The 22,114-nt window shown below is 61.7% G+C and carries 17 protein-coding genes and 1 pseudogene; 9 read left to right on the top strand and 9 right to left on the bottom strand.

Annotated features, from left to right (window positions below; translation table 11 throughout):
* Positions 1-227: 227 nt before the first annotated feature.
* Positions 228-1,379 carry a Gfo/Idh/MocA family protein gene (locus tag ABRA89_RS09490; RefSeq protein ID WP_349941229.1) on the top strand — a complete coding sequence of 384 codons (1,152 nt, stop codon included), beginning with the start codon at positions 228-230 and terminating at the stop codon, positions 1,377-1,379.
* Here ABRA89_RS09490 and ABRA89_RS09485 read toward each other — a convergent pair.
* On the bottom strand, positions 1,368-2,429 hold the full coding sequence (locus ABRA89_RS09485; protein WP_349941228.1) for a Gfo/Idh/MocA family protein: 1,062 nt from the start codon (positions 2,427-2,429) through the stop codon (positions 1,368-1,370). The two genes, ABRA89_RS09490 and ABRA89_RS09485, sit on opposite strands and share 12 nt — an antisense overlap.
* Positions 2,426-6,115, bottom strand: a complete 3,690-nt coding sequence (locus ABRA89_RS09480) for a hydantoinase B/oxoprolinase family protein (protein ID WP_349941227.1) — start codon at positions 6,113-6,115, stop codon at positions 2,426-2,428. The genes ABRA89_RS09485 and ABRA89_RS09480 overlap by 4 nt, the downstream gene beginning before the upstream one ends.
* A gap of 204 nt (positions 6,116-6,319) precedes the next feature.
* Here ABRA89_RS09480 and ABRA89_RS09475 point away from each other — a divergent pair, with 204 nt between their 5' ends.
* The 3 genes from ABRA89_RS09475 to coaE are packed head-to-tail and all read left to right on the top strand — an operon-like array spanning position 6,320 to position 8,544.
* On the top strand, positions 6,320-6,919 hold the full coding sequence (locus ABRA89_RS09475) for a Maf-like protein (protein ID WP_349941226.1): 600 nt from the start codon (positions 6,320-6,322) through the stop codon (positions 6,917-6,919).
* Positions 6,912-7,940, top strand: coding sequence for a shikimate dehydrogenase (locus ABRA89_RS09470; RefSeq protein ID WP_349941225.1), 1,029 nt, complete (start codon positions 6,912-6,914; stop codon positions 7,938-7,940). The genes ABRA89_RS09475 and ABRA89_RS09470 overlap by 8 nt, the downstream gene beginning before the upstream one ends.
* A gap of 16 nt (positions 7,941-7,956) precedes the next feature.
* Positions 7,957-8,544: a dephospho-CoA kinase gene (gene coaE, locus ABRA89_RS09465; protein ID WP_349941443.1), complete on the top strand. Its 588-nt coding sequence runs from the start codon at positions 7,957-7,959 to the stop codon at positions 8,542-8,544.
* Here the strand turns inward: coaE and ABRA89_RS09460 are convergent.
* Entirely contained in the window at positions 8,541-9,173 is a 633-nt protein-coding gene (locus ABRA89_RS09460) for a LysE family translocator (RefSeq protein ID WP_349941224.1), read from the bottom strand. The genes coaE and ABRA89_RS09460 overlap by 4 nt on opposite strands.
* A gap of 1,281 nt (positions 9,174-10,454) precedes the next feature.
* A complete protein-coding gene (locus ABRA89_RS09455; RefSeq protein WP_349941223.1) occupies positions 10,455-11,378 on the bottom strand; it encodes a LysR family transcriptional regulator in 924 nt (307 codons plus the stop codon).
* Positions 11,379-11,477: 99 nt separating this feature from the next.
* Between ABRA89_RS09455 and ABRA89_RS09450 the strand changes: the two genes are divergently transcribed.
* Together ABRA89_RS09450 and ABRA89_RS09445 are read left to right on the top strand one after the other, a co-directional pair.
* On the top strand, positions 11,478-12,200 hold the full coding sequence (locus ABRA89_RS09450; RefSeq protein WP_349941222.1) for an SDR family oxidoreductase: 723 nt from the start codon (positions 11,478-11,480) through the stop codon (positions 12,198-12,200).
* Between the two features lie 19 nt (positions 12,201-12,219).
* Positions 12,220-12,564, top strand: a complete 345-nt coding sequence (locus ABRA89_RS09445; protein WP_349941221.1) for an Atu4866 domain-containing protein — start codon at positions 12,220-12,222, stop codon at positions 12,562-12,564.
* A gap of 329 nt (positions 12,565-12,893) precedes the next feature.
* On the opposite strand, the gene ABRA89_RS09435 is transcribed toward ABRA89_RS09445, so the two are convergent.
* A complete protein-coding gene (locus ABRA89_RS09435; RefSeq protein WP_349941220.1) occupies positions 12,894-13,292 on the bottom strand; it encodes a DUF4260 domain-containing protein in 399 nt (132 codons plus the stop codon).
* A 75-nt stretch (positions 13,293-13,367) separates the two neighbouring features.
* Positions 13,368-14,132 (bottom strand): SDR family NAD(P)-dependent oxidoreductase, encoded by a 765-nt coding sequence (locus tag ABRA89_RS09430; protein WP_349941219.1) that lies wholly within the window; start codon positions 14,130-14,132, stop codon positions 13,368-13,370.
* A 289-nt stretch (positions 14,133-14,421) separates the two neighbouring features.
* Between ABRA89_RS09430 and ABRA89_RS09425 the strand changes: the two genes are divergently transcribed.
* Entirely contained in the window at positions 14,422-15,090 is a 669-nt protein-coding gene (locus ABRA89_RS09425) for a TetR/AcrR family transcriptional regulator (protein WP_463671271.1), read from the top strand.
* Positions 15,091-15,462: 372 nt separating this feature from the next.
* Here ABRA89_RS09425 and ABRA89_RS09420 read toward each other — a convergent pair whose 3' ends face one another.
* On the bottom strand, positions 15,463-16,101 hold the full coding sequence (locus ABRA89_RS09420; RefSeq protein WP_349941217.1) for a TetR/AcrR family transcriptional regulator: 639 nt from the start codon (positions 16,099-16,101) through the stop codon (positions 15,463-15,465).
* Positions 16,102-16,352: 251 nt separating this feature from the next.
* Here ABRA89_RS09420 and ABRA89_RS09415 point away from each other — a divergent pair, with 251 nt between their 5' ends.
* A complete protein-coding gene (locus ABRA89_RS09415; RefSeq protein ID WP_349941216.1) occupies positions 16,353-19,529 on the top strand; it encodes a bifunctional cytochrome P450/NADPH--P450 reductase in 3,177 nt (1,058 codons plus the stop codon).
* A gap of 248 nt (positions 19,530-19,777) precedes the next feature.
* On the opposite strand, the gene ABRA89_RS09410 is transcribed toward ABRA89_RS09415, so the two are convergent.
* The gene (locus ABRA89_RS09410; protein WP_349941215.1) at positions 19,778-20,704 is read right to left on the bottom strand and encodes an AraC family transcriptional regulator; all 927 of its coding nucleotides are present in this window, start codon (positions 20,702-20,704) and stop codon (positions 19,778-19,780) included.
* 90 nt (positions 20,705-20,794) lie between these two features.
* Here ABRA89_RS09410 and ABRA89_RS09405 point away from each other — a divergent pair, with 90 nt between their 5' ends.
* Positions 20,795-21,421, top strand: a complete 627-nt coding sequence (locus ABRA89_RS09405; protein WP_349941214.1) for a regulator — start codon at positions 20,795-20,797, stop codon at positions 21,419-21,421.
* A gap of 250 nt (positions 21,422-21,671) precedes the next feature.
* Here the strand turns inward: ABRA89_RS09405 and ABRA89_RS09400 are convergent.
* Positions 21,672-22,114: pseudogene (locus ABRA89_RS09400) on the bottom strand (transposase); the annotation flags it as partial.

The following is a 22,114-nucleotide window of genomic DNA, read 5'->3' as shown; positions in this document are numbered from 1 at the left end:
GGGACGGGGCCTGAGGATGACGAGAGTCGGGGGAGTGTGGCTCCACGAAAGGCCCTCACCACCAAAGACACGCCGCGAACGAACGCGCTGCCCTGTACACACATTACCGCCGGAATCCCTTCCGTACGGTTTACCAAATCCTATTCGCCTGCCGGTATGAACTGGGACGTTGCCCGCAGGTGATCGCATCCGTGGGAAGAACGCTCGTTGGTACCGGAGCCTGCCTCATGAAGATCGCGATCGTCGGCTGTGGCTATGTCGCCGACTACTATATGCTGACGCTCGCGAACCATCCCGAACTGGAGTTGGTCGGCGCCTATGACCGCGATCCGGCGGCGGCGAAGCGGTTCGGCGATTACTTCAAGGTATCGATGTTCGAGAGCTTCGAGGCGTTGCTTCAGGCGCCGGGGCTCGAACTGGTGCTGAACCTCACGACGCCGGAAAGCCATTACGCGATCTCGCGAGCAAGCCTCGAAGCCGGTCACCACGTCTATTCCGAAAAACCGCTTGCGATGAGCTTCGAGGATGCGGAGGTGCTCGTCGAACTCTCCAAGGCAAAGGGGCTGATGCTGGGCGCGGCGCCCTGCTCCTATCTGGGCGAGGCGGCCGAGTCGCTGAACGCGGAAATTCGTTCGGGCCGGATCGGCGAGCCCCGGCTCGTCTATGCCGAGATGGAGGACGCCATGGTCTTCCGCGACAATTACGAAAGCTGGAAGAGCCCCTCCGGCGCGCCGTGGCCTGGGCCGCATGAATTCGAGATCGGTGCGACGCTGGAGCATGCCGGCTATTATCTCACCTGGCTCTGCGCCTTCTTCGGGCCGGTGCGCGAGCTGACGGCCTTCGCTGCACTCTGCTTCGACGACAAGGGCACAGGGCAACTGGCCGAAAACCTCGCCAACGACTTTTCCGTTGCTTGTATGCGGTTCGATAACGGCGTCACCGCGCGTCTCACCTGCGGGCTCGCCGCGCCGAAGGACAGGTCGATCCACGTCATCGGCACGGAGGGCATGCTGGCGCTCTCGGACGGCTGGAACTACCGGTCCTCGATCTACCGGCGCGACGTTCTAGGCCGATGGTTGAGCCGGCCGGCCGCGCTGGGCAAGGTGGTACGCCGGCTGGAGCCGTTCATGCCGGGCCGGCAATGGTTTGGAACGCGGGTGAAGACCCGGCGCTCGGCCGACAAGCTGCCGGCCACGAATTCGAAGATGGATTTTTCGCGCGGCCCGGCGGCGATCGCCGAGGCAGCGGGGAAGGGGCGTACGCTCGACTTCGGCGCGGACTTCGCGCTTCATGTCACCGAACTCGCGCTGATCATCCAGAACGCAGACAAGCACCCTATGCCCTATCGGCCGAAATCGAGTTTCGCCCTACCGGCCTGAGACTTTCTCGATCGTTTCGAGAACCGCCTCGGTCGCCGTCAGCGGATGGATCGGGCTTTGGGTCGCGCCACGATGCAGGCAATCTGCGAAGTGATCGGCCTGATAGTGCAATCCGGTGCCTTCGAACGGCGTCGTGATCAGCCTCTCGCGATAGGCCGAGGCGATCTTTCGGGCATTGGAAATCCGGGAGAAACGCGATGGCTTGTCGAGCGGCGCGACAGGCTTCTGCTCTGCAGGCATATAGGGCGCGGGCGGAGATTTTGTCTTGAAGGCGAGGGCCGGTGGGCACAAAAGCGGGCCCTTGGTCGAGACATAGCCTTGGGTGGCGGTGATTGTCGCCGTGTTCGGTCCTTCCGCCTCGAAGCCGCAGGCAATGTTCGCAATTGCGTCTCCGAAGCGTAGGGAGAGCGAGGCCTGCCGGATGCTGCCATTTTCGCGCCGGGAAACGAGACCGGAGACTTCATCCGGCGCCCCAAGCAAATTCTGTGCGAGCGCGACCGGGTAGACGCCGAGATCGCGAAGCGCGCCGCCGGAGGCAGGATCGAACAGCTTGTCGCCCTCGATATGCGGGCGGGCATAGGAAAGGCTCGCCGCAAACGACCGCATGGCGCCGATCCGGCCTTCTCGGATTAACTCGCGCAGGCGGACAATGCCTGGCGTGAAGAGTATCCACATCGCCTCCATGGCAAGGAGGTTTGCTGCCTCTGCCGCCTCGCGGATCGAGCGTGCCTCGTCTGCCGAGATCGCGGCCGGTTTTTCGATCAGAACCGGTTTGCCGGCTTGAAGCGCGGCGATCGCACTTCTCGCATGGTCCGGATTGGGCGTTGCGACATAGACCGCGTCGATATCGCTGCGTTCGAGAACGGCAGCAGTCTCGTCGCCTGCGATCTCGACGCCGCCCATCGCAGCCGCGAATTCCTTGGCGCGTTCGGCCCGGCGGGAGCCGACGGCCGCGAGGGTTCCGGTCTTCGAATAACGCAGATCGGAGGCGAATTTTCGCGCGATATGACCGGTGCCGATGATCGCCCAGCGCAGTTTCGGCTCGCTCATCGTTCCTCGCTCGAATTCGCGTTGCCGAAGCCGCCGGATGTCGGGGTACGGACGATCACGGCTTCACCCGCTTCGAGCACCGTCTGGTCGCAGGGCTTCAGCTCTTCCATTTCGCCGTTCGAGCGCCGGACGAGAGTCGCGCCCTTTTCGCCCGGCTCTCCGCCCTCGATTCCTTCCGGCGGGCGCGTGCGGTGGGAGGAGAGGATCGAGCAGTCCATGCATTCGAGGAAGCGGATGGTGCGCTCGGTGCCGTCACCGCCACGTTTTGCGCCATTCCCGCCCGAGCCCTTTCTTATGTGGAAATCTTCCAGCACGACAGGATAGCGCATTTCGAGGATTTCGGGGTCCGTGAGCCGAGAATTCGTCATGTGGCAGTGGACGCCCGAAGTGCCTGCAAAGGCGGTGCCATCGTTGCGCTGCCCGGCCGGCGAACCGGAGCAGATGGTCTCGTAATACTGATAGGTCTCGTTGCCGAAGGTGAGATTGTTCATCGTGCCCTGATGGTTGGCGAGCGCGCCGAAGGCTTCGAACAGCGCGTTCGTCACATGCTGGGAGGTCTCCACATTGCCGGCAACGACGGCGGACGGGTAGCTCGGTTTCAGCATGGAGCCGTCCGGAATGACGATCTCGATGGGGCGCAAACAGCCGGCATTCATCGGGACCGGTTTTTCCACCATCACCCGGAAGACGTAGAGCACCGCTGCGCGCGTCACCGGTTCGGGCGCATTGAAATTGTTCTCGCGCGCCTCGGACGTGCCGGAGAAATCGACCTTCGCGGTTCGGGTCTTCCGGTCGACGGTGATCTTCACGCGGATGGTCTGGCCGGTATCTGTCGGATAATCGCATTCGCAATCCGACAGCTTCTCGATGAGGCCTCGCACGGCTTCCGCCGCATTATCCTGCACATGGCCCATATAGGCCTGCACGGTGTCGAGGCCGAAGGTTTCCACCATGCGGCGAAGTTCCGTGACGCCCTTTTCATTGGCCGCGATCTGGGCCTTGAGGTCGGCAATGTTCTGCTCGGGCTTTCGGGCGGGGTAGGCATGATCCGTCAGGACGCTGCGAACGGCGTCTTCCTGGAACGCTCCTTCTGAGACAAGCTTGAGATTGTCGATGAGGACGCCTTCCTCGTCGACCTTGGTGGCACGCGGTGTCATCGAGCCCGGCGCAATACCGCCGACATCGGCGTGATGCCCGCGCGAGGCGACGTAGAAGAGGATGCGCCTTTTCTCCTGCCCATCGTCCTCCTCGAAGACAGGCGTCACGACCGTAATATCCGGCAGATGCGTCCCGCCGTTGTAAGGCGCGTTCAGCGCGAAGACATCGCCTGGCCGGATCTTGCCCTCGTTCGCCTTGATGATCGCTTCCACCGAACGGTCCATCGAGCCGAGATGGACCGGCATGTGCGGGGCGTTCGCGACAAGCGCGCCACTCTCGTCGAAGACTGCACAGGAGAAGTCGAGCCGCTCCTTGATGTTCACCGAGGAAGACGTGTTCTGCAGCGTCACGCCCATCTGCTCGGCGATCGACATGAAGAGGTTGTTGAAGACTTCGAGCAGTACCGGATCGGCCCCCTCTTTGCCGGCCTGCCCGGTCCCGAGCGCGGCGAGGCGCGGCTTTTTCTCGGTCCGCTTCATGAGGATGTCGCCGGCTTCAGTCTTTTCGGCGCGCCAGCCGGGCTCGACGACAATCGTCTGGTTCGGCTCGATAATGAGCGCGGGGCCGTTGAGGGTCGTATGGGTGGACAGCGTCTCGGAGCGGTAGACGCCGGCGGAGCGATGCTTGCCATCGGTGAAGATCTCCACCGTCTCCGAGGCTTCGGCGTCCGCTCCGGCCTGAGCCGCGCCCTTCTCGGACGGTTCCCCCTCACGGATTTCGCTCGCCTCCAGCGACACCGTCTCGACGGTGATCGCCCGGCCCTCGTAGATGAAGCCGAACTGCGCCTTGTGGGCAGCCTCGAAATCGCCCCGCGCCGCGTCGAGATCGCCGGCCCAGGTGACGGGCAGGGTCGTATCGGTACCGTCGTAGCGAAGCTGGAGGATCGTTTCTCTTTCGATGCGATCGTCGGAAAGGCCCTGGCTCGTCAGTTCGCCGGTCGCCTCGTCGGTGAGGCGGTTTTCGAGGGGTTTGATTTCGCTTGGAGCGTCCTCATCGAGAGCGATCACCAGCGCCTGGGATCGGCTCGCGAACAGCGATGACAGGCCAATCCCGTAGGCGGAAAGAAGCCCCGACATCGGATGGATAAGCACCGTCTCCATAGACAGCGCGTCGGCGACGAGACAGGCATGCTGGCCGCCCGCGCCGCCGAAGGAATTGAGGAGATAGGTCGAGACGTCGTAGCCGCGCTGGACGGAAATCTTCTTCACCGCATTCGCCATGTTCTCAACCGCGATGGTGAGGAAACCCTCGGCGATCTCCTCCAGCGAACGCTCGCCGCCGATCTCCGTACGCAGGGTCTCGAACTTCTCGCGCACGACATCGGCATCAAGCGGCTGGTCCTGGTTTTCGCCGAAGACCGCGGGGAAGAGCGAGGGCCGCAGCTTGCCGAGCATGACGTTCGCATCGGTGACCGTCAGCGGCCCGCCCTTGCCATAGGCCGCCGGGCCTGGATGGGCTCCGGCCGAGGCGGGGCCCACCTGAAAGCGGCCCTGATCGAGGGATAGGATCGAACCGCCGCCCGCCGCCACTGTGTGAATACGCATCATCGGCGCACGGATGCGCACGCCCGCGACCTCCGAATCGAGCGCTCGCTCGAAGGAGCCGGCATAGTGGGTGACGTCGGTCGAGGTGCCGCCCATGTCGAAGCCAATGATCTTCTCGAAGCCGGCCGCCTTGCCCGTCTCGGCCATGCCGACCACACCGCCGGCGGGACCGGACAGGATCGCGTCCTTGCCGTCGAACATCTCGGCCGCCGTCAGGCCGCCCGAGGACATCATGAACTGGAGCGACGGGGCCTTATCGTCGCCGGTCTCCGCCCCGAGCGCGGAGGCGACCTTGTCCACATAGCGGCGCAGGATCGGCGTCAGATAGGCATCGACCACCGCCGTGTCCCCGCGCCCGACGAGCTTGACGAGCGGTGAAACCTCGTGGCCGGTCGAGACCTGGCTGAAGCCCGCCTCCTCGGCGAGCGCCTTCGCCCGCTTCTCGTGGTCCGGATAGCGCCAGGAATGCATGAAGCAGATCGCGACGGCATCGATGCCGTCCGCCTTTGCGGCCTTCAGTGCCTCACGCGTCGCGCTCTCGTCGAATTCGGTCTCGACGGTCCCGTTGGCGAGCACCCGCTCCGGCACTTCGACGACGCGCTCGTAGAGCTGCTCGGGAAGGATGATTTCTTTGGCAAAGATATCAGGCCGCGCCTGATAGGCGATCTTCAGGGCATCACGGAAACCTTCTGTGATGAGAAGCAGAGTCCGGTCGCCTTTCCTTTCGAGCAGCGCGTTGGTGGCGACCGTCGTGCCCATGCGCACCGTCCCGATGCGTGCGGGTGGGATCGGCGCGCCGGGCTCGATGCCCAGTGTCCGGCGGATGCCTTCAAGCGCTGCATCCTCGTAGACGCCGGGATTCTCCGACAACAGCTTCAGCGGCGAGAGCGTGCCGTCCGGCCCCTTTGCAATGACATCGGTAAACGTGCCGCCCCGGTCGATCCAGAAATCGTAAGCGCCCGTCGCCGCATTTTCAGTCGTCATTGCCGGCATTCCTTGACCCGTTCAACGAGGCGACCGCATGCTGCGGTCCCACCCTCGGTGCATATGGCGCAGGAGACCAGATGGGCATGTTCCGGTGAAGCCCCCTTGCGCCGAAAAACGAAAATCACGACAAGCAATCCAGACAAACGACCGGCGCAACTCGGACAAACGCCGGCAATCGAGATTTCCGGGAGGCATCAGTCCATGTCGAAAGGCATCGTGCTCGCATCGTCGAGCGTCCATCGCCGCGAGCTTCTGAAGAATGCCGGCGTCGACTTCATCACCGAGTCGGCGGAGATCGATGAGCGCAGCGTTGAGGCTCCGCTGAAGGATAGCGGCGTGTCGCCGGACGAGATTGCTCAGATCCTCGCCGAATCCAAAGCGGTCGATGTTTCCGAGCGGCATCCGAAAAGCCTCGTCATCGGCGCCGATCAGACCCTGTCCCTTGGCGATACCGTGTTTCACAAGCCGGCCAATATGGAAGAGGCCCGGCGGGCGCTGCTGACGCTGTCGGGGAAGACCCACCATCTCAACAGCGCCGTGGTTCTGGTCGAAAACGGCGAGGTCGTGTGGCGCCACACCTCGATCGCGGCGCTTACCATGCGCGAACTCGATCCCGGTTTCGTTGGCCGCTATCTCGCCCAGTGCGGACAGAAGTCGCTCACTAGCGTCGGCGGCTACCAGATCGAGAAGGAGGGCATCCAGCTGATGGAAAAGATCGAGGGTGACTACTTCACCATCATCGGCCTGCCGCTGTTGCCGCTCCTGAAGGAACTCCGGGCTCGCGGGGAAATCGATGGCTGAGACGAAGGACGACCATCCGGCGGAGCTCGATCCCGCCGAGATGGAACGGCGCAAGCAGACGATTGCCGAGCGGGACGCGGCCTGGGAGCCGAAACCCTATGTCAGCGGTGAGATCCGCACGAGAGGCGAGAACTCGATCTTCGATCCGGACTTCAACAAGCCGAAGATCGAAGGCCCATCCGCCTTCATCACTGGCTGGCCGGTATGGCATTCGCGTTCGCCGATGATCCACGGCCATTGGCTGAAGACGCACAATCTCGCTGGCTCCTACGGCCGGCAGGGCGTGCCGCCGGAGGAGTTTCCGTTCTTCCTGAAGAAGCTGCGTGAAAAGGGCTTTGCCGGTGGCAACGTCACGATCCCGCATAAGGAGGCCGCCTTCCGCCATGTTGATAAGCGGGACGCTGCGGCCGAGGCGATCGGCGCGGTGAACACGCTCTGGTTCGAGGATGACCGACTGATCGGCGGCAATACGGATGCCTACGGGTTCGCGGCCAATCTCGACGAGCGGCTTCAAGGCTGGGACGCTGCTGAATATGCAGTCGTGATCGGCGCCGGTGGCGCTGCGCGGGCGGTGATCCACGCGCTGATCGAGCGCGGCGTGACCCACATCTTCCTGATCAACCGCACGGTTTCGCGTGCGGAGAACCTGGTGCGTGATTTCGGCCTCAAGCTTTCCGCCCATGGCGAGGACGAGCGTGACGATCTCCTCAAGATCGCAGACCTCGTCGTCAACACCGCGCCGGTGCCCGAGCGCGATCCCGAACTGCCGGCCTGGTTTCCTGACAAGCTCCCTGATCTTTCCATGATGAAGCGCGACGCGATGGTGACGGATATCGTCTATTCGCCGCTGATGACGCCGATCCTTCGGGCGGCCGAGAAGGAGGGGCTGAAGCATTGCGACGGCCTCGGTATGCTCCTGCATCAGGCCGTGCCGGGCTTCGAGCGCTGGTTCGGCAAGCGCCCGGAGGTGACGGAGGAATTGCGGACGCTCGTCCTCAAGGATCTTGGGATCGAAGGCTGATGTGGAGGTGGTCGCGTTGATGGTCCTCGGCCTCACCGGTTCGATCGGCATGGGCAAGTCGACGACCGCCGAGATGTTCGAGGCCGAAGGCGTGCCGGTCTATTCGGCGGATGCGGCAGTCCACCGCCTCTATTCGGGCCGCGCCGCGCCGCTGATCGAAGCCGCTTTTCCTGGCACGGTGGTCGATGGAACGGTCGACCGGCAGAAGCTCGGCGAAGCCGTCCTCGGCAATCGCGCGGCGATGAAGCGGCTGGAGGCGATCATCCACCCGCTGGTGCGCGAGGAGGAGATGGCATTCCTCGACCGTGCTCGGGAGGATGGCGCTGCCGTCGCCGTGCTCGATATCCCTCTTCTCTTCGAGACCGGTGGAGACGCCCGCTGCGACAAGGTGGTGGTTGTCACCGCACCAGCCGATATCCAGTACGAGCGCGTTCTTGCGCGGCCCGGCATGACCGAGGCCAAGTTCGAGGGCATCCTTACTGCCCAGATGCCGGATGCGGAAAAGCGAGAACGGGCCGATTTCCTGATCGATACGTCGACGGGGATAGATGCGGCGAGGGCGGATGTTCGGCGGATCGTCGAAGAGCTCCGCGCTGCGCGTTAAGGGTTCACCGGGCTTCTCGCATCCATCAGAACCTTGCCGCCGAGCGCAACAAAAGATGCGCCGGCAAGGCGCTCGATCCAGTGCTTCGTTTTCTCGAAACGCCGCACGACTGGTGCCGAAGCCATGAAGAGGCTCACGAGGCAATACCAGGAGAATGCGCTGAAGCCGACCAGCGCGACCATGAAGCACAGCAACCAGAGGGGCGTCGTCGCGCTGACGCCGGTCGCGAAGACGCTTGAGAACAGGATGATCGCCTTCGGATTGGTGAGCGTCCCGAGAAGACCAAACACCAACGTTCGGCCGCGCGGCGGCTGGGTGGCCTCCGCCAGGTCGATCGCCTTGGGTTGTGCGAAGCAGAGCTTGATGCCGAGATAGATGAGATAGGCGCCGCCGATCACCCGAACCAGCCAGGTCGCCCAGACATATTCGGCCATGAAGGCCGCAAGGCCGCAAAGACTGAGGCTTGCGTAGAAGATCAGCCCGATCGACACACCCATCGTCGTCAGAATTCCGGCCCTTGCCCCGCGGCTCATGGACGCGCGGACGACAGTGACGAAATCGGGACCCGGGGTCATCAGGGCCGGAATGAACACCGCGAAGATCGGCAAGAGAACGAGAAGATGGTTCATTCGCGGATTTCCCGAAGCAGCAAGTGTTTAAGGCCGTCCGACAATCCACCGGACGCCGACGAAAATGTAAGCTCCGGGATATGCTTTGGTGCCGAGAGCAGCTTCGATCTGCCTTCGAAACAGCCAGCCTGCGGCGAAAAAGATCAACCATGCCAACAGTTCACGCTTGCGCGTTCCTGTTGCCGTCCCCATACTCGGACTGTGTTTAACGAAGCGAAAGGAGGTGATCCAATGTCGAGTGATTGTCTGAAGCCGGTTGGGTCTTTGAGTCTGACGGTGCGCGGGGAGCAGCCTCTTCGCTTCGCCTGATGGTTTACGGCCGGGTTTCATCGCTAGCCGATGGCCCCACCGGCTCGAAATCACGGAGGCCGCTTCCAAAAGGGGGCGGCCTTTTTGTTTGCGCGCAAGATATGAGATGGCCGTTTGATGCGGGGCCTCGGTGGTGCAGACTTTCCTGGTCACGTTTAGGCGCGCTGTAGGACAGGTTCACCACGCAAGCGCTACGGCGCAGCGGTAGTCCTCCGTCGAGCTATACAGTTTATTCAAGAGCGGCTGAGGGGCTGAACAAGTGTTGCAGTGTCAATCCCAAGACTGAAGTGAAGTGGAAGCGGCGAATTTCGACCGCTAATGGGAGAATTGGCCCGACGGAACCACAGTTGGCCGTGCCGTTCGGCGGAGAGGCGGCGGTCTCCGTAGCCTTGCTGCGCCATCTCCTGCAATCGCTCGACGGCCGCTTCCATGTTCTCGAGGTGACGTTCCGAACCTGACACGGTCGTGCCTGCATCGCTGCCCTCTCCGCCATGGCATCTTATCTCTGCCTGAGATCGGGAGCGACATGCGGAAAAGCTCCAAGCTCAATACGAAGCGATCTACAAGGTCTGGATAGAACAACCCTAGTTGGTCGCCCATGCCGGGACCAACAAGCTGTGCATCGGGTCCATCCTATGGGGTAGAACTTCAAACCATTTCATCGGAATGGGCCGCGCGGGCAATGGCGTGCCCCAGAGGACAAAACTGGGCACTGGACTCTGGAGGCCGCGCTGGGATGGCGATCTCTCTTCAAGCAATTGACTTCGCCGCGTTTTTTGAATAGCCGCCTTCCCGCACTAACAAGACCAGCGACAAATATGAGAGCCGCATCGCGTTGCTCTTGGCAAACTCTCAGCTCAACTTGGCGGTAAATCCGACCCTCGCAGGCTAAGCCGTGTGGCACATGCATCGTCTCAGCAAAATGGTCGCGTCGAGCTTCCGGTAATATCGCGCAGCATTCCTGTTCGTGCTTCAGGTCGTCCTCGAGAGCGACGAGCTAGGTGCTCTGCTACGCCAATCCTGAACATGGTCAATCATGGCCCGAAGTTTCGGTGCCATGTTCCGACGGTGCGGAAAGTAGAGGAAAAAGCCAGGAAACTGGGGCAGGAAATTTTCGAGTAGGGGAATGAGGTCGCCATTCTTCACATAAGGGGTGAATGTCTCCTCCATCGCGAAGGTAATGCCGCCGCCGCATAGCGTGGAGCGGAGCATCAGTCGCAGATCGTTCGTGGTGATCTGCGGCTCAACCGCCACGTCGAAGGCCACCCCGTTTTCCTCAAACTCCCAGCGATAAGGTGCGGTGTTCGGCGCGGGGCGCCAGCCGATACAGCGGTGACGGATCAGCTCGCGCGGATGAGCCGGCGCTCCGTGCGTCTCCAGATAAGCGGGGGCCGCGACCACCATTTCGCGCTGCGCCCCGGTCAGCGGCACCGCGATCATGTCTTGCTCGATCACGTCGCCGAGCCGGACGCCGGCGTCGAACCCCGCGGCGACGATATCGAACTCCTCATCGGTGACCGTAATGTCGAGGGTAATCCGCGGATGGGTTTCCGCGAAGGCGGCGATGAGCGGCCCGGACAGAAACTGTTCGGCGATGGAGGTGGCCGCGATCCGAAGAAGCCCACTTGGGGCAGTCTCCTCGGCGATCTGCTCTATCGCTTCTCCGAGATCCGCAAGCGGCTGACGCAGCGCGTCGTGCAGGCGCTCTCCCGCCTCTGTGAGGCGCACAGAGCGGGTGGTGCGTAGAACCAATGCCGTGCCGAGCGCATCCTCCAGCCGCCGAATACCCTGGCTTACGGCGGAGCGCGTGACACCGAGGCGATCGGCGGCAGCGCGGAAGTTTGGCTCCTCGGCAACAGCGAGAAGGACCGGGAGGAGGTTGAGATCAAGCTTCATTGTCCAGTCTCGCTAACCACCCAGTCAAAGACAGGACGAGTACCGGGAACACTGCGCCGGGTCCATACTCACTGAACGTTTGGAGCAAGGAGCAAGATTATGGACAAGGTCATTCTGATTACCGGCGCATCCAGTGGTATCGGTGAAGGAATCGCGAAGGAACTTGCGGCCGCAGGCGCGAAGGTGTTGTTAGGCGCCCGGCGGCTTGATCGGATCGAAGCCGCTGCTGCCGAGATCAACGCTGCGGGCGGCACCGCCAGGGCTGTCGCGCTTGACGTGACCAGTCGTGCATCGATGCATGAATTCGCGCAGGCTGCCCTGCAGATTTGGGGCCGTATCGACGTTCTGGTCAACAATGCGGGTATCATGCCGCTTTCGCCGCTCGCCGCCGGGAAGCTGGACGAATGGGACCGCATGATCGACGTCAACATCAAGGGCGTGCTCTGGGGCATCGGGACAGTGCTCCCTGTCATGGAAGCGCAAGGTCACGGCCAGATCATCAATATCGGCTCCATCGGAGCGCTATCCGTGGTCCCCACGGCAGCCGTTTACAGCGCGACCAAGTTCGCGGTTCGCGCAATCTCGGATGGGCTGCGGCAGGAAAGCGCCAAGATCCGCGTCACCTGCGTCAACCCCGGCGTCGTGGAAAGCGAGCTCGCCTCAACGATCACCCACGACGAGACCGTGGCGGCGATAGAAGCCTATCGCGCCATCGCCCTTCAGCCTGCCGACATCGCCCGCGCGTTGCGGCAGGTGATCGAAGCGCCAGACAGCGTGGACACGACCGAGATCACCATCCGCCCGACCGCATCCCCCAACTGAGCGGCGAAAGGATCCGGACATGAAACGCACAACCGCAGCAGCAGCCGTTCTTGCCGCAACTGTCACCGTCCAGTCTGCCACCGCTGAAGAGAAAGACATGACAGCAGATCACCCTTACGTCGGCCTTTGGGCTACCGAAGACGACCGGATTCGACACGAACTTCTGCCGAATAGCCGATACGTCGAGGCGCGCGGATCGCGTGAACGGGCCTATGAGGGGCGCTACGAGGTGACTGGTGCCCATATCGAGTATTGGGATGACACCGGCTTCACCGCCGATGGCGATTTCATCGACGACGTCCTCTATCACGCCGGTATGGTTCTGTACCGGCAACGGGTACAATCGCGCGACCGAGCAAAATAATGACCGAAACAAGTGAAACGCGGCTGGATCGCGGCAAGTGGATGCTGGACAGGATCGACGGTACCGCCGGCCAGGCGGTTATCGATTAACTGGCCGATATCGCGCCGGATTGAACTGGGGTTGACGCGCGATGAAATCGTGGAGATTCTGATCCAGATGTCGGTCTATGCCGGATTTCCCGCGGCGTTAAATGGCCTTTTGCGGCCAAGCGGGTTTTCTTGCAGAAGAACAGAGCGCGCCCGAATAACTTTTTCGGCCGTCGCGGCCAAAGGACGGATAACCTCGGCCGAATTTCGGTTCTCCGCGCCAACCGCCACAGATCATCGCACTCAATCGCTTCGAGTCTGGAGCGGCTTCGCCCCGTATTCTCCAAGGTGAGTGAACCGGAATCCGTTTTCGTATTTGAGGCCTGCGCCGATAAGGCGGTCGAAGGCGATGTGAGCAATCCATATAAGGCCGATGGCGAGCAGCATGGGAACGTCCCAGAGGAAACCCACGTAGCAAGCGATCATCGGCGTTCCGTACCAGTGCGCTGCATTGTAAACTCTTGCGCCGATCCGAGGTCCGGCCAAGAAGCCAAGCATCGACAGATCGGGCACCAGTAGCAAAAGCGCAAATAGCGTCCAGCTGGCGCCGATATGATGGTAGATTGAAATTGCGACCGCCAACACAATTGCGGCCTCCGCACGTAGCAACAATTTTGGTGTTCCGGTCGCGAACCCAGTCATTATGTGCAGCCCCCTTCATTGCCTGATCGCTCGCATGGCGTGCAAGGTTAAAACCATTACCCCCGAGCAGCTGCATCAACTTTGAGAAACCATTCGCTTCGTCATACTGGGCGCAAGGCGTAATAGTATCGGAAGCGCCTTGACAATGCCTGGGAGCGCCAATGATGTGCCGTTCGCCAGGGCTTTGAGTGTAATGTCTGCGACCGCCTCAGGCGACATCTTGTTCTTGCCCGGATGGGTCGCGTTCATCGGCGTGTCCGTCAGGCCCGGCAGAAGCTCGAGAACGTGAATCCGGCGAGGGGCAAGCTGCCGGCGAAGCGACTCTGAAAAGGCGTGCAGGCCGGCCTTTACCGCGCCATAGGTCGGAGCTCTCGTCGGCGACACCAGTGCAAATCCGGACGTGACGAAGATCAGGGACGAAACCGCGGGCCAGCGATTGAGAACCTCGCTCGTCAACTGGATCGGTGCGGTCAAATTGAGCGCGATCTCCGCCTCGAGGCCTTGGGTCGCCTCCGCGCTCCCGGCGAAATCTCGCTCGACAAATGTGCCCGCATTGTTGACCAGGACATCGAGCCTGCCGAACCTGTCTGCAACGGCGTCCAGCATCGAAGCTCTGTCCGCGGCGATCGTCACGTCCGCCCTTATGGCAAGCCCCTCTGGATGATCCGTCCTGAACTGCTCGAGCGCTTGTTCTGACCGGCCACAGATTGCAACCTGGGCACCCTGCGCCAGAAAGGCTTTTGCAAGACTGTGGCCGATGCCCGAAGTTCCGCCAGTAATGAGGACGACTTGCGCCGCGTTGTTATTCCCCGAACGGGTCTTTGCAGTATCGTAAGTCATGCCGCGCAATTCCTCGGCTGGGGGGCGAGATTTTGAAACCGGGTCACGCCTGCGAAACGACCCCTGCCTGCCGTCTCATTCATGTTCACGACCTCGGCCGTTCGCGCGTAATTGCGCGGGCCTTTTCCTTCTGTGTGAGTGAGAGTTCGGGCTGGCGCAGCGCCGACTCCTCGTGTTTTCCGGGCAAGATTTCCAGTAAATTCACTCATAGCCGTATCTTTCTGTGTCGATCATTACATAATACGTATATGCCTTGTCGTGGGCGGTCAACGCATTTATGTAACGGCCGATGCAAAATAAGTCGGACTCAGTGAAGATCAGGAATGATGCGCCCCGTTTACGTGGGCGGCCTCGTGCGTTTGATCGGGGCGCCGCACTTGCCCAGGCGACCAGGCTGTTCTGGGAAAAGGGTTATGAGGCCACGTCGATCTCCGACCTCGCGCAGGCGATGGGCATCGGTTCACCCAGCCTGTACGCGGCGTTCGGGTCGAAGGCGGGGCTCTACACCGAAGCTCTGCGGCATTATGCAGAGGCCAATGAGCATTTCGTCTGGGCCAGGTTCCAGGCTGCTGTCACCGCCCGAGATGCAGTTGCTGCGTATCTCATGGATTCCGCCGCAGCACTGACCGGCGGCGTCGAAAAAGCGCCGCGGGGCTGCATGATCACACTCTCGGCCGTTGGAAGCGAGGGGCATGCCGAACTCGGAGAGATCGTTCGCAGCGCACGAGGCGTAACGCTGGAAAGGCTGGAGACACGTTTTTCGCAGGCAGTTGCGGATGGCGAGATCGCGGCATCGGCCGATCCCCAGGCGCTGGCGCGTTTCGTTCAGTCGGTTCAGGCTGGCATGTCCATCCTTGCTCGGGACGGCGCGACCCAGAGCGAACTGGAAACCGTGGCGGAGATCGCAATGTGCGGTTGGGATGCCCGGACGCAGTCGAAAGCGCAAAAAGACGGCTGAAAAGCGCCCACGTCAGACGACATCCGCAAACACAACAGGTGTCGCCGAAGTCCGGCACCGAGCGCACCCGCTCGACATCGGTGAGGCCGCCACGAACCAGACCTCGCCGGAAGCTCGTCCAGAACGGCTAGACCTCGGATGCGCCGTGTGCTGACCGGCGGCTCGTAAGAGGCAGAAGCCGTAAGCTGCCTTTAGGCTCTCGCTTCTTCTGGAGCAGATTGGCTTCTCGCAAAGAGGGGCATGCTGACAAACCTATTCGGTCTGTCGGAGGACTACGAAGGTGATGGTCGATGGTGCGCCATCATCGGGCGGACCGATCGTCAACACGCAAATTCGGTTTCCCGGCGGGTCGTACCCGAGGAGCGCGAAGGATCACCTTGCAAGTGGCACTTCTTCCTTGGGCGCTTCGCGTGCGATGCCTCCCAGGAAAACATCGACGCCCTCGTTGACCAGCTCATCCAGCGCGTCGCCTCGAGGTGGCTCGGCGAGACCGAGAACCGCATCGCGAAGCCCATCGGCGACGATCATAGAGACAAGCATCATGGCAGCTCGTTCGGCCGCTACGATCCGAATCTTTCCGCGCTCGCCGTAAGCTTCGAGTTGCTCGGCGAGCGGTTTGATCGCAAGGCGCCTGACAGTCTGGATATAAAGATGTGCGACGTGAGGAAAGCGCTGCCCCTCGCTCATCACGACCCGATAGGACGCGATCCCATGGTCGGAGAAGGTGAGCGCGGCAAAAGCCTTCATGTACGACCTCAGCCATTGCGAGGGTTCGAGATCAGGATCGGCGGTAACGACAGGACCGACGGATCGCGTGACCATGACGACCATCACCGCCTCCAGAAGAGCTTCCTTCGACTCCACATGCCGGTAAACGGTCTTCTTCGATATTCCGGCTGATGAGGCGATCCTCGCGACATTCGCCTCGGAAAAACCATGCTGCCGAAACTCGGCAAGCGCGCTTTCCAGCAAAGGCTCAGGAAGTTCGATCGTCGGGGTTACATCGGTCATGTCCGGATATTGGGTTTGGTCACCTCGTTCATTCGGCGGACCTTAACAGGCGCTACGCTTGCCGCGGCAACAAAGTTCGTTTGCGAGATGCGATCCACTGAACTCCGAGAAGGTCACCGATGCTTTCAAAAGCGAGCGTAGGAAACCGGCTGGTTTCCAGAAGCCCGACAGGCACCTATATCAGGTATGGAGTGCGAACATGCGGCGTTTAATGACGCGTGCTCGCCGCCCCCGAAGAACGAGACAGAGCCATGGAAAGCATGAGCGTGGCGATACCGCAGGCCAAGGGATTGCCCCTGATCGGCAACATAGCCGATATCGATCCCAAAGCCCCCGTTCAAAGCATTGTCCGCCTCGCGGAGCGCAACGGGTCGTTCTTCCGGATCGAGCTGCTTGGAAACGCGTTGTTGATCGTCGGCAGTCAGGCGCTGACCGACGAATTATGCGACGAGACCCGCTTTGAGAAGGCCCTCCATCGCCCGCTCGAGGAGGCGCGCACCGTGGCCGGTGACGGCCTCTTCACGGCCCGAGACGAGGAGCCGAACTGGGGCAAGGCGCACAGGTTGCTGATGCCGGCTTTCGGCCCGATGGGCCTGCGTTCGATGTTCGGCCGCATGCTCGACATCGCCGAACAGATGATGACGCGCTGGGAGCGTTTCGGCGAGGCGCAGGCGATCGACGTCGCGGATAACATGACGCGGCTCACCCTCGACACCATAGCGCTGTCGGCTTTCGACTTCCGCTTCAACAGCTTTTACCAGAGTGAACTGCATCCTTTCGTCACGGCGATGTCGAGAGCCTTGGAAGAAGCAGGGCGACGGGCGCGTCTGCCCCATAACATGGGCCGGTTCAACCTCTTGCGCGCCCGCATGTTCGATGCGGATACGCGCGTTCTACGCGAGGTCGCCGACCGGCTGATCGAAGAGCGCATGCATGATCCGCGACTGGGTGAACGCGGCGACCTTCTCGACCGTATGCTGACCGCCAAGGATCCCGGGACCGGCGAGACGCTGAGCCGGGAGAATATCGGCTATCAGATGATAACCTTCCTGGTCGCCGGCCACGAGACGACCAGCGGGCTCCTGAGCTTTGCCACCTGGCTGCTTCTGACGCATCCCGATGTGCTGGCAAAGGCCCGCGCTGAGGTGGATGCGGTTCTCGAAGGCAGGGTGCCGAGCGTCGACGATATCGGCCGACTTTCCTACATCGAGCAGGTCTTGCAGGAGACCCTGCGCTTGTGGCCTACGGCACCGGCCTTCGGCGTGAAAGCAAGGCGAGAAACGACGATCGGCGGACGTTATCGCGTTACCCCCTATGATACGCTTTTGATCCTGACGCCGGTTCTGCACCGCGATCCGACGGTGTGGGACGCGCCGGACGCCTTCCGTCCCGAACGTTTCTCGCCCGAGGCCGCCGCAAAGCTGCCACCGAACGCCTGGAAGCCTTTCGGCAACGGCCGGAGAGCCTGCATTGGCCGAGGCTTTGCCATGCAGGAGGCGGTGCTCGTGCTTGCCATGATGTTGCAGCGCTTCGACATCGAGCTTGCCGACCGCGATTACAAGCTCATGGTCAGCGAGACGCTGACCCTGAAGCCCAAGGGCTTGAGGATTTACGCCCGACGCCGCGACTCGGCCGCTCGCAACCCGCTCGATCAAGTGCGCGCGGCGATGGCGGAGCCGGTCCCAGCGTCCGAACCGGCCAAAGCCAAGGCGGATCTCGGACCCATCGCGGTTCTTTACGGCAGCAATTCCGGCACGAGCGAGGCCTTCGCGCAGCGCATCGCCGGCGAAGCGAGCGCGCGGGGCTACGAGGTTTCCATCGCGCCGATGGATGACTATGCCGAAAACCTGCCGGCGCAAGGTCCTCTCATCGTCGTCACGGCCTCCTACGAGGGGCACCCGCCCGCCAATGCCGGCCGGTTTCTGGCGGCGATCGAAGCCTTGCCCAAGGGCGCCCTTGCCTCCCGCCGCTTCGCCGTCTTCGGCTGCGGCAACCGGCAATGGGCACGGACATATCAGGCCATTCCAAAACGCGTCGAGGCGGCGCTGAAGAAGGCTGGCGGACAGGCCGTTCTGCCGCGCGGCGCGGGCGATGCCGCCGGCAATCTGTTCGGTGATTTCGAAAGCTGGGATGCCGCGCTCTGGCCGGCGCTCGCCGCCCGCGAGGGGCGCCAAGCGAGCGCGGCCCGGTTGGCCTCCCTCAAGATCAATGTGCGGCACGACACGCGCAAGGAGGCACTAAAGCTCACGGAGCTTCAGCGCGCCACCGTCATCGCAAACCACGAACTCGTCGATCTTTCCAAACCCGGCGCCCGGTCGAAGCGCCATATCGAGATCGCCTTGCCGCAAGGGGCGAGCTATCGTCCGGGAGATTATCTGGCGGTTCTGCCGAGCAATCCGCCGCGCACGGTGCGGCGCGCCCTCGCGCGATTTTCTCTTGCTCCCGACAGCGAGATCTTCATTCACGGCGCGCCGGGCGTGTCATCCTCGCTTCCGGTGGACCGTCCGGTGCCCGCCGAGACGCTGTTCGCCGATTATCTGGAACTTCAGCAGCCTGCCACGGCCGGGCAGGTCTCGGCGTTGGCGGACACGATCTCCTGTCTCCCGGAGCGCGAGGCCGCTCAGCGTCTTGCCAGTGCGAGTGTCTATGAAGCGGAGGTGCTCGACAGGCGCGTGACCATGCTCGATCTTCTGGAGCGCTTTGCCTCGGCCGACTACGCCTTGGCCGATTTCATTGCCGCCATGCCGCCGATGCGGGCTCGGCAATACTCCATTGCATCCTCCCCGCGTGTCGACCCGACGCGATGCGCACTGACGATTTCCGTCCTGTCTGCGAACGCCTTCGGGGGCGATCACCTCTATCAAGGTGTGGCATCGACCTTTCTTTCTTGTCTTTCGGCGGGAGACACGTTCGCGGCGGCTGTCCGGCCAAGCCAGAGCGGATTCCATGTGCCCGAAGATCCAAGCCTTCCGATCGTCATGGTGGCAGCCGGCAGCGGCATTGCGCCCTTCCGCGGCTTCATCGAGGAGCGCGCGGCACTGAAGAAGACCGGCGCCCCCATCGGTCCCGCCCTTTTGTTCTTCGGCGTGCGCGACCCCGACATGGACTTCCTTTATCGCGATTTCCTGCAGGAGCAGCAGGCCGAAGGCGTAATCGATCTACGCATGACTTTCTCGCAAAGGTCCGTCGACAGGATGGCTCACGTGCAGGACGCGATCTGGCGCGATCGAACCGAAATCGCCGATCTCTTTTGCGTGGGCGGTCGGGTCTTCGTCTGCGGCGACGGCGCGAAGATGGCGCCTACCGTGCGCGACACCTTCGTGCGCATCTACCAGGAAGTCATGAAGATCAGCCGGGCAGAAGCGGAAAGCTGGGCCGAACGGATCGAGCGCGAGGCGATCCGCTATGTCGCGGATGTATTCGTCTAATTGACCGTGCTTGACGAGTGTGACCGATCCAGCACGCACCCTCGCTACGCGTGACGCGATATGAGCTCAAGCTTTGACATCGGGATGAGTGGCACGCTCTTCAGCACTCGTTCGATCCCACAATGGAGCTGCTACTCCCGTCGCATCGATGGTCCGCTTTCAAACGGCCGACGCATTCATCGGAGCGCCCGCAATGGGCGCAGGGATGGCGTTTGTTCGCGATCGGCTGCTGCCGTAACCCCACTGCGCTATTGGTTCGGCAGCCTTATTTCGCTTCGATAACGACAAGGTGGCGTTCCCGTCCAACGTCTGAATGCTCGTGAGAAATGGGCGCTGTCACTGTAACCCAGTTGAAGCGCCACATCGGTCACATTGAGGTCGGTCGACCGCAGCAGGGTAATCGCCCTTTCCTTGAGCAATTCTTCCAGCAAGCCCGAAAAATTGAAACCTTCCTGGTCAAGCGAACGCTGAAGCGCGCGGCGGTTCGTTTCCAGCTTGGATGCGACCCAATCGATCTTCGGGTGCCCTTCGAGCAAGGCTATCGCAAGAAGCGCGGTGACCTCGGCGCGAGAACCGCGAAGCAGCGGGATCAGAGGTTCCAATTCAACATGTGGGTCAGGTCGCCGCCACCTCCTGGCCGTAAGAAGCGCCGTGTCGAACTCGACCGCCGTCACTGCGCAGCCGTGCAGAACGGACGCGCCGAAATGCTCTTCGAGGGCAGCGGCTTGCTTCAAGGTCCGACAAGTCGATCTGACCAACGCCGGCATCCATCGGGGCCCGGCAAAATATCGCACGCCATCGATAAGATAGCTGACGCCAAGAAGTTCATTTTGAAACCGGCCGTCACGTCCAGGATCGAGAAATTCGATCGACCAGCGCGTCGTATTTCCGAAGACTCGAAGCTGAAGAGCCGTCGCTGTCTGGAAGTACCGATTGAGACCTCTGTTCGATCGATCAATTGCTCCTCCAAGCGTCGCCGCGCCAGAGACCCACGCCCCGAAGGCGCTCAGCTTCTCCATTCGGGCGAAACGCCCGAGGGACGCGCCGAAGAAAGGGTCACCAATTTCTCGTCCCGCTTCGCTCAGCACACTGAACTGAACTTTGAGAGGAAATGGCAGGTCGGGTTCATCGAGCAGTTTTAAGGGCAGATCCACGCGCTGAAATACCCGTTTCATCGAACCTCCGCGCGACTCGACGAAGTCGGAGATCGGTCCCAGTGCGCTCGCGCGAGTGTAACCTCTCATGTCTTCCCTCCTCGAGGAAGATTGGCACCAAATGGCAAGAACTCAAAGTCGGCGTATGCGATGATGGAAAGGCATGGCGATCGGGAGGGAACTGTGAACGAAGCAATATTCAATCAGCGCGAGGAAATGGCGCACAGCGAAACAGCCGCGGCGTCTGATGTGACGAAGACAGATGCGGCATCGGCGATTCCCGCTGCAGCCATTTTCGATGACTCCAACATCAAATGGAACGTGCTGGAGGGGATCGAGCACGTTTGGTACCATATTCTGAAAGTCGATCCTGAAGCCAAGATCGTCGACTTGCTGCTGAAGTTCGCAGCCAATCAGCGCATTCTTCTGCACCGCCATCACGCCGATTACAGCACCTTCGTCATTCAGGGCGAACTGCGTATCTACGACGAGACAGGCGCATTAAGAGAGGTGCGCCCGACTGCGAGTTTCGTGGAAAAGCCAGCTGGCGGGGCGCCTCACACAGAAGGCGGCGGAGAGGTGGACTGCATTGCCTGGTTCAGCAATCGCGGCACAGATGGCACGATTTACGAAATACTCGGACCAGATCACGAGACGATCGCGACACTTGGACTGAATGATTTCAAGGGGCTATTGGAAGGTCAAGAAACACCTGTTCAACCCTACATCCCATATTGAACCGACGTTGATCATTCTCGTAGTACAGCTTCTATGCACCCTCCGCTTGGTTCCTATAGAACCGTGATGGCATACAAGATGCCGACGGGTGGGGGCATCCACCGCGTCAGTTCACTCTCAATGAAGATGGACACCTCCGGAAACCCGATGATTTCCGTTTGGTAGGCGGATTTGGTTCCCTCTTGCCCCAATCGGCTGTTCTCTGATGCCAATTCCGGGCCGAACGGCGTGCTCTACCGCCGTTTCTGGCTCATGCGGACGCAGTTCGGCTGTCGAGCCATCGCCATCGGTTCATGTTGTAGGCCATGTTGGCAAGCGTGATCGTCGCCTTCGCTCTGGTGATTCCGATCGTTCGGACCACCATGCCCATCGGCCCCTTCTGGCGGGCGAAGACATGCTCGACACATGATCGGACGGCCGACTTCGCCGCGTTGGCCTTGCGGGTCGCGACCAGCATGGGTTTGCCTTTCGGCTTGCGCCGGTGAATGCGGCTGGTCTTGCCCGCCTTGCCCAGAAAGCGTTCGTTCTCGGCCGAGCGATACGCGTTCGACAGTCACGGGCCTGTCTCACCCGCCCAGACGTCGGACGCGGTGTTGTCCGGATCGATCAGGCCCTCGCGCAGACGTGCGCCGTCATGGGCCGCAGCGTCCGTAACGAGAGACTTGCGGATGACGCCATGACGGCGGTCGATCG

Source organism: Fulvimarina thalattae (assembly GCF_040239565.1).
Taxonomy (GTDB): Bacteria; Pseudomonadota; Alphaproteobacteria; order Rhizobiales; family Rhizobiaceae; genus Fulvimarina.
This window is presented reverse-complemented; position numbering and strand designations above follow the sequence as displayed.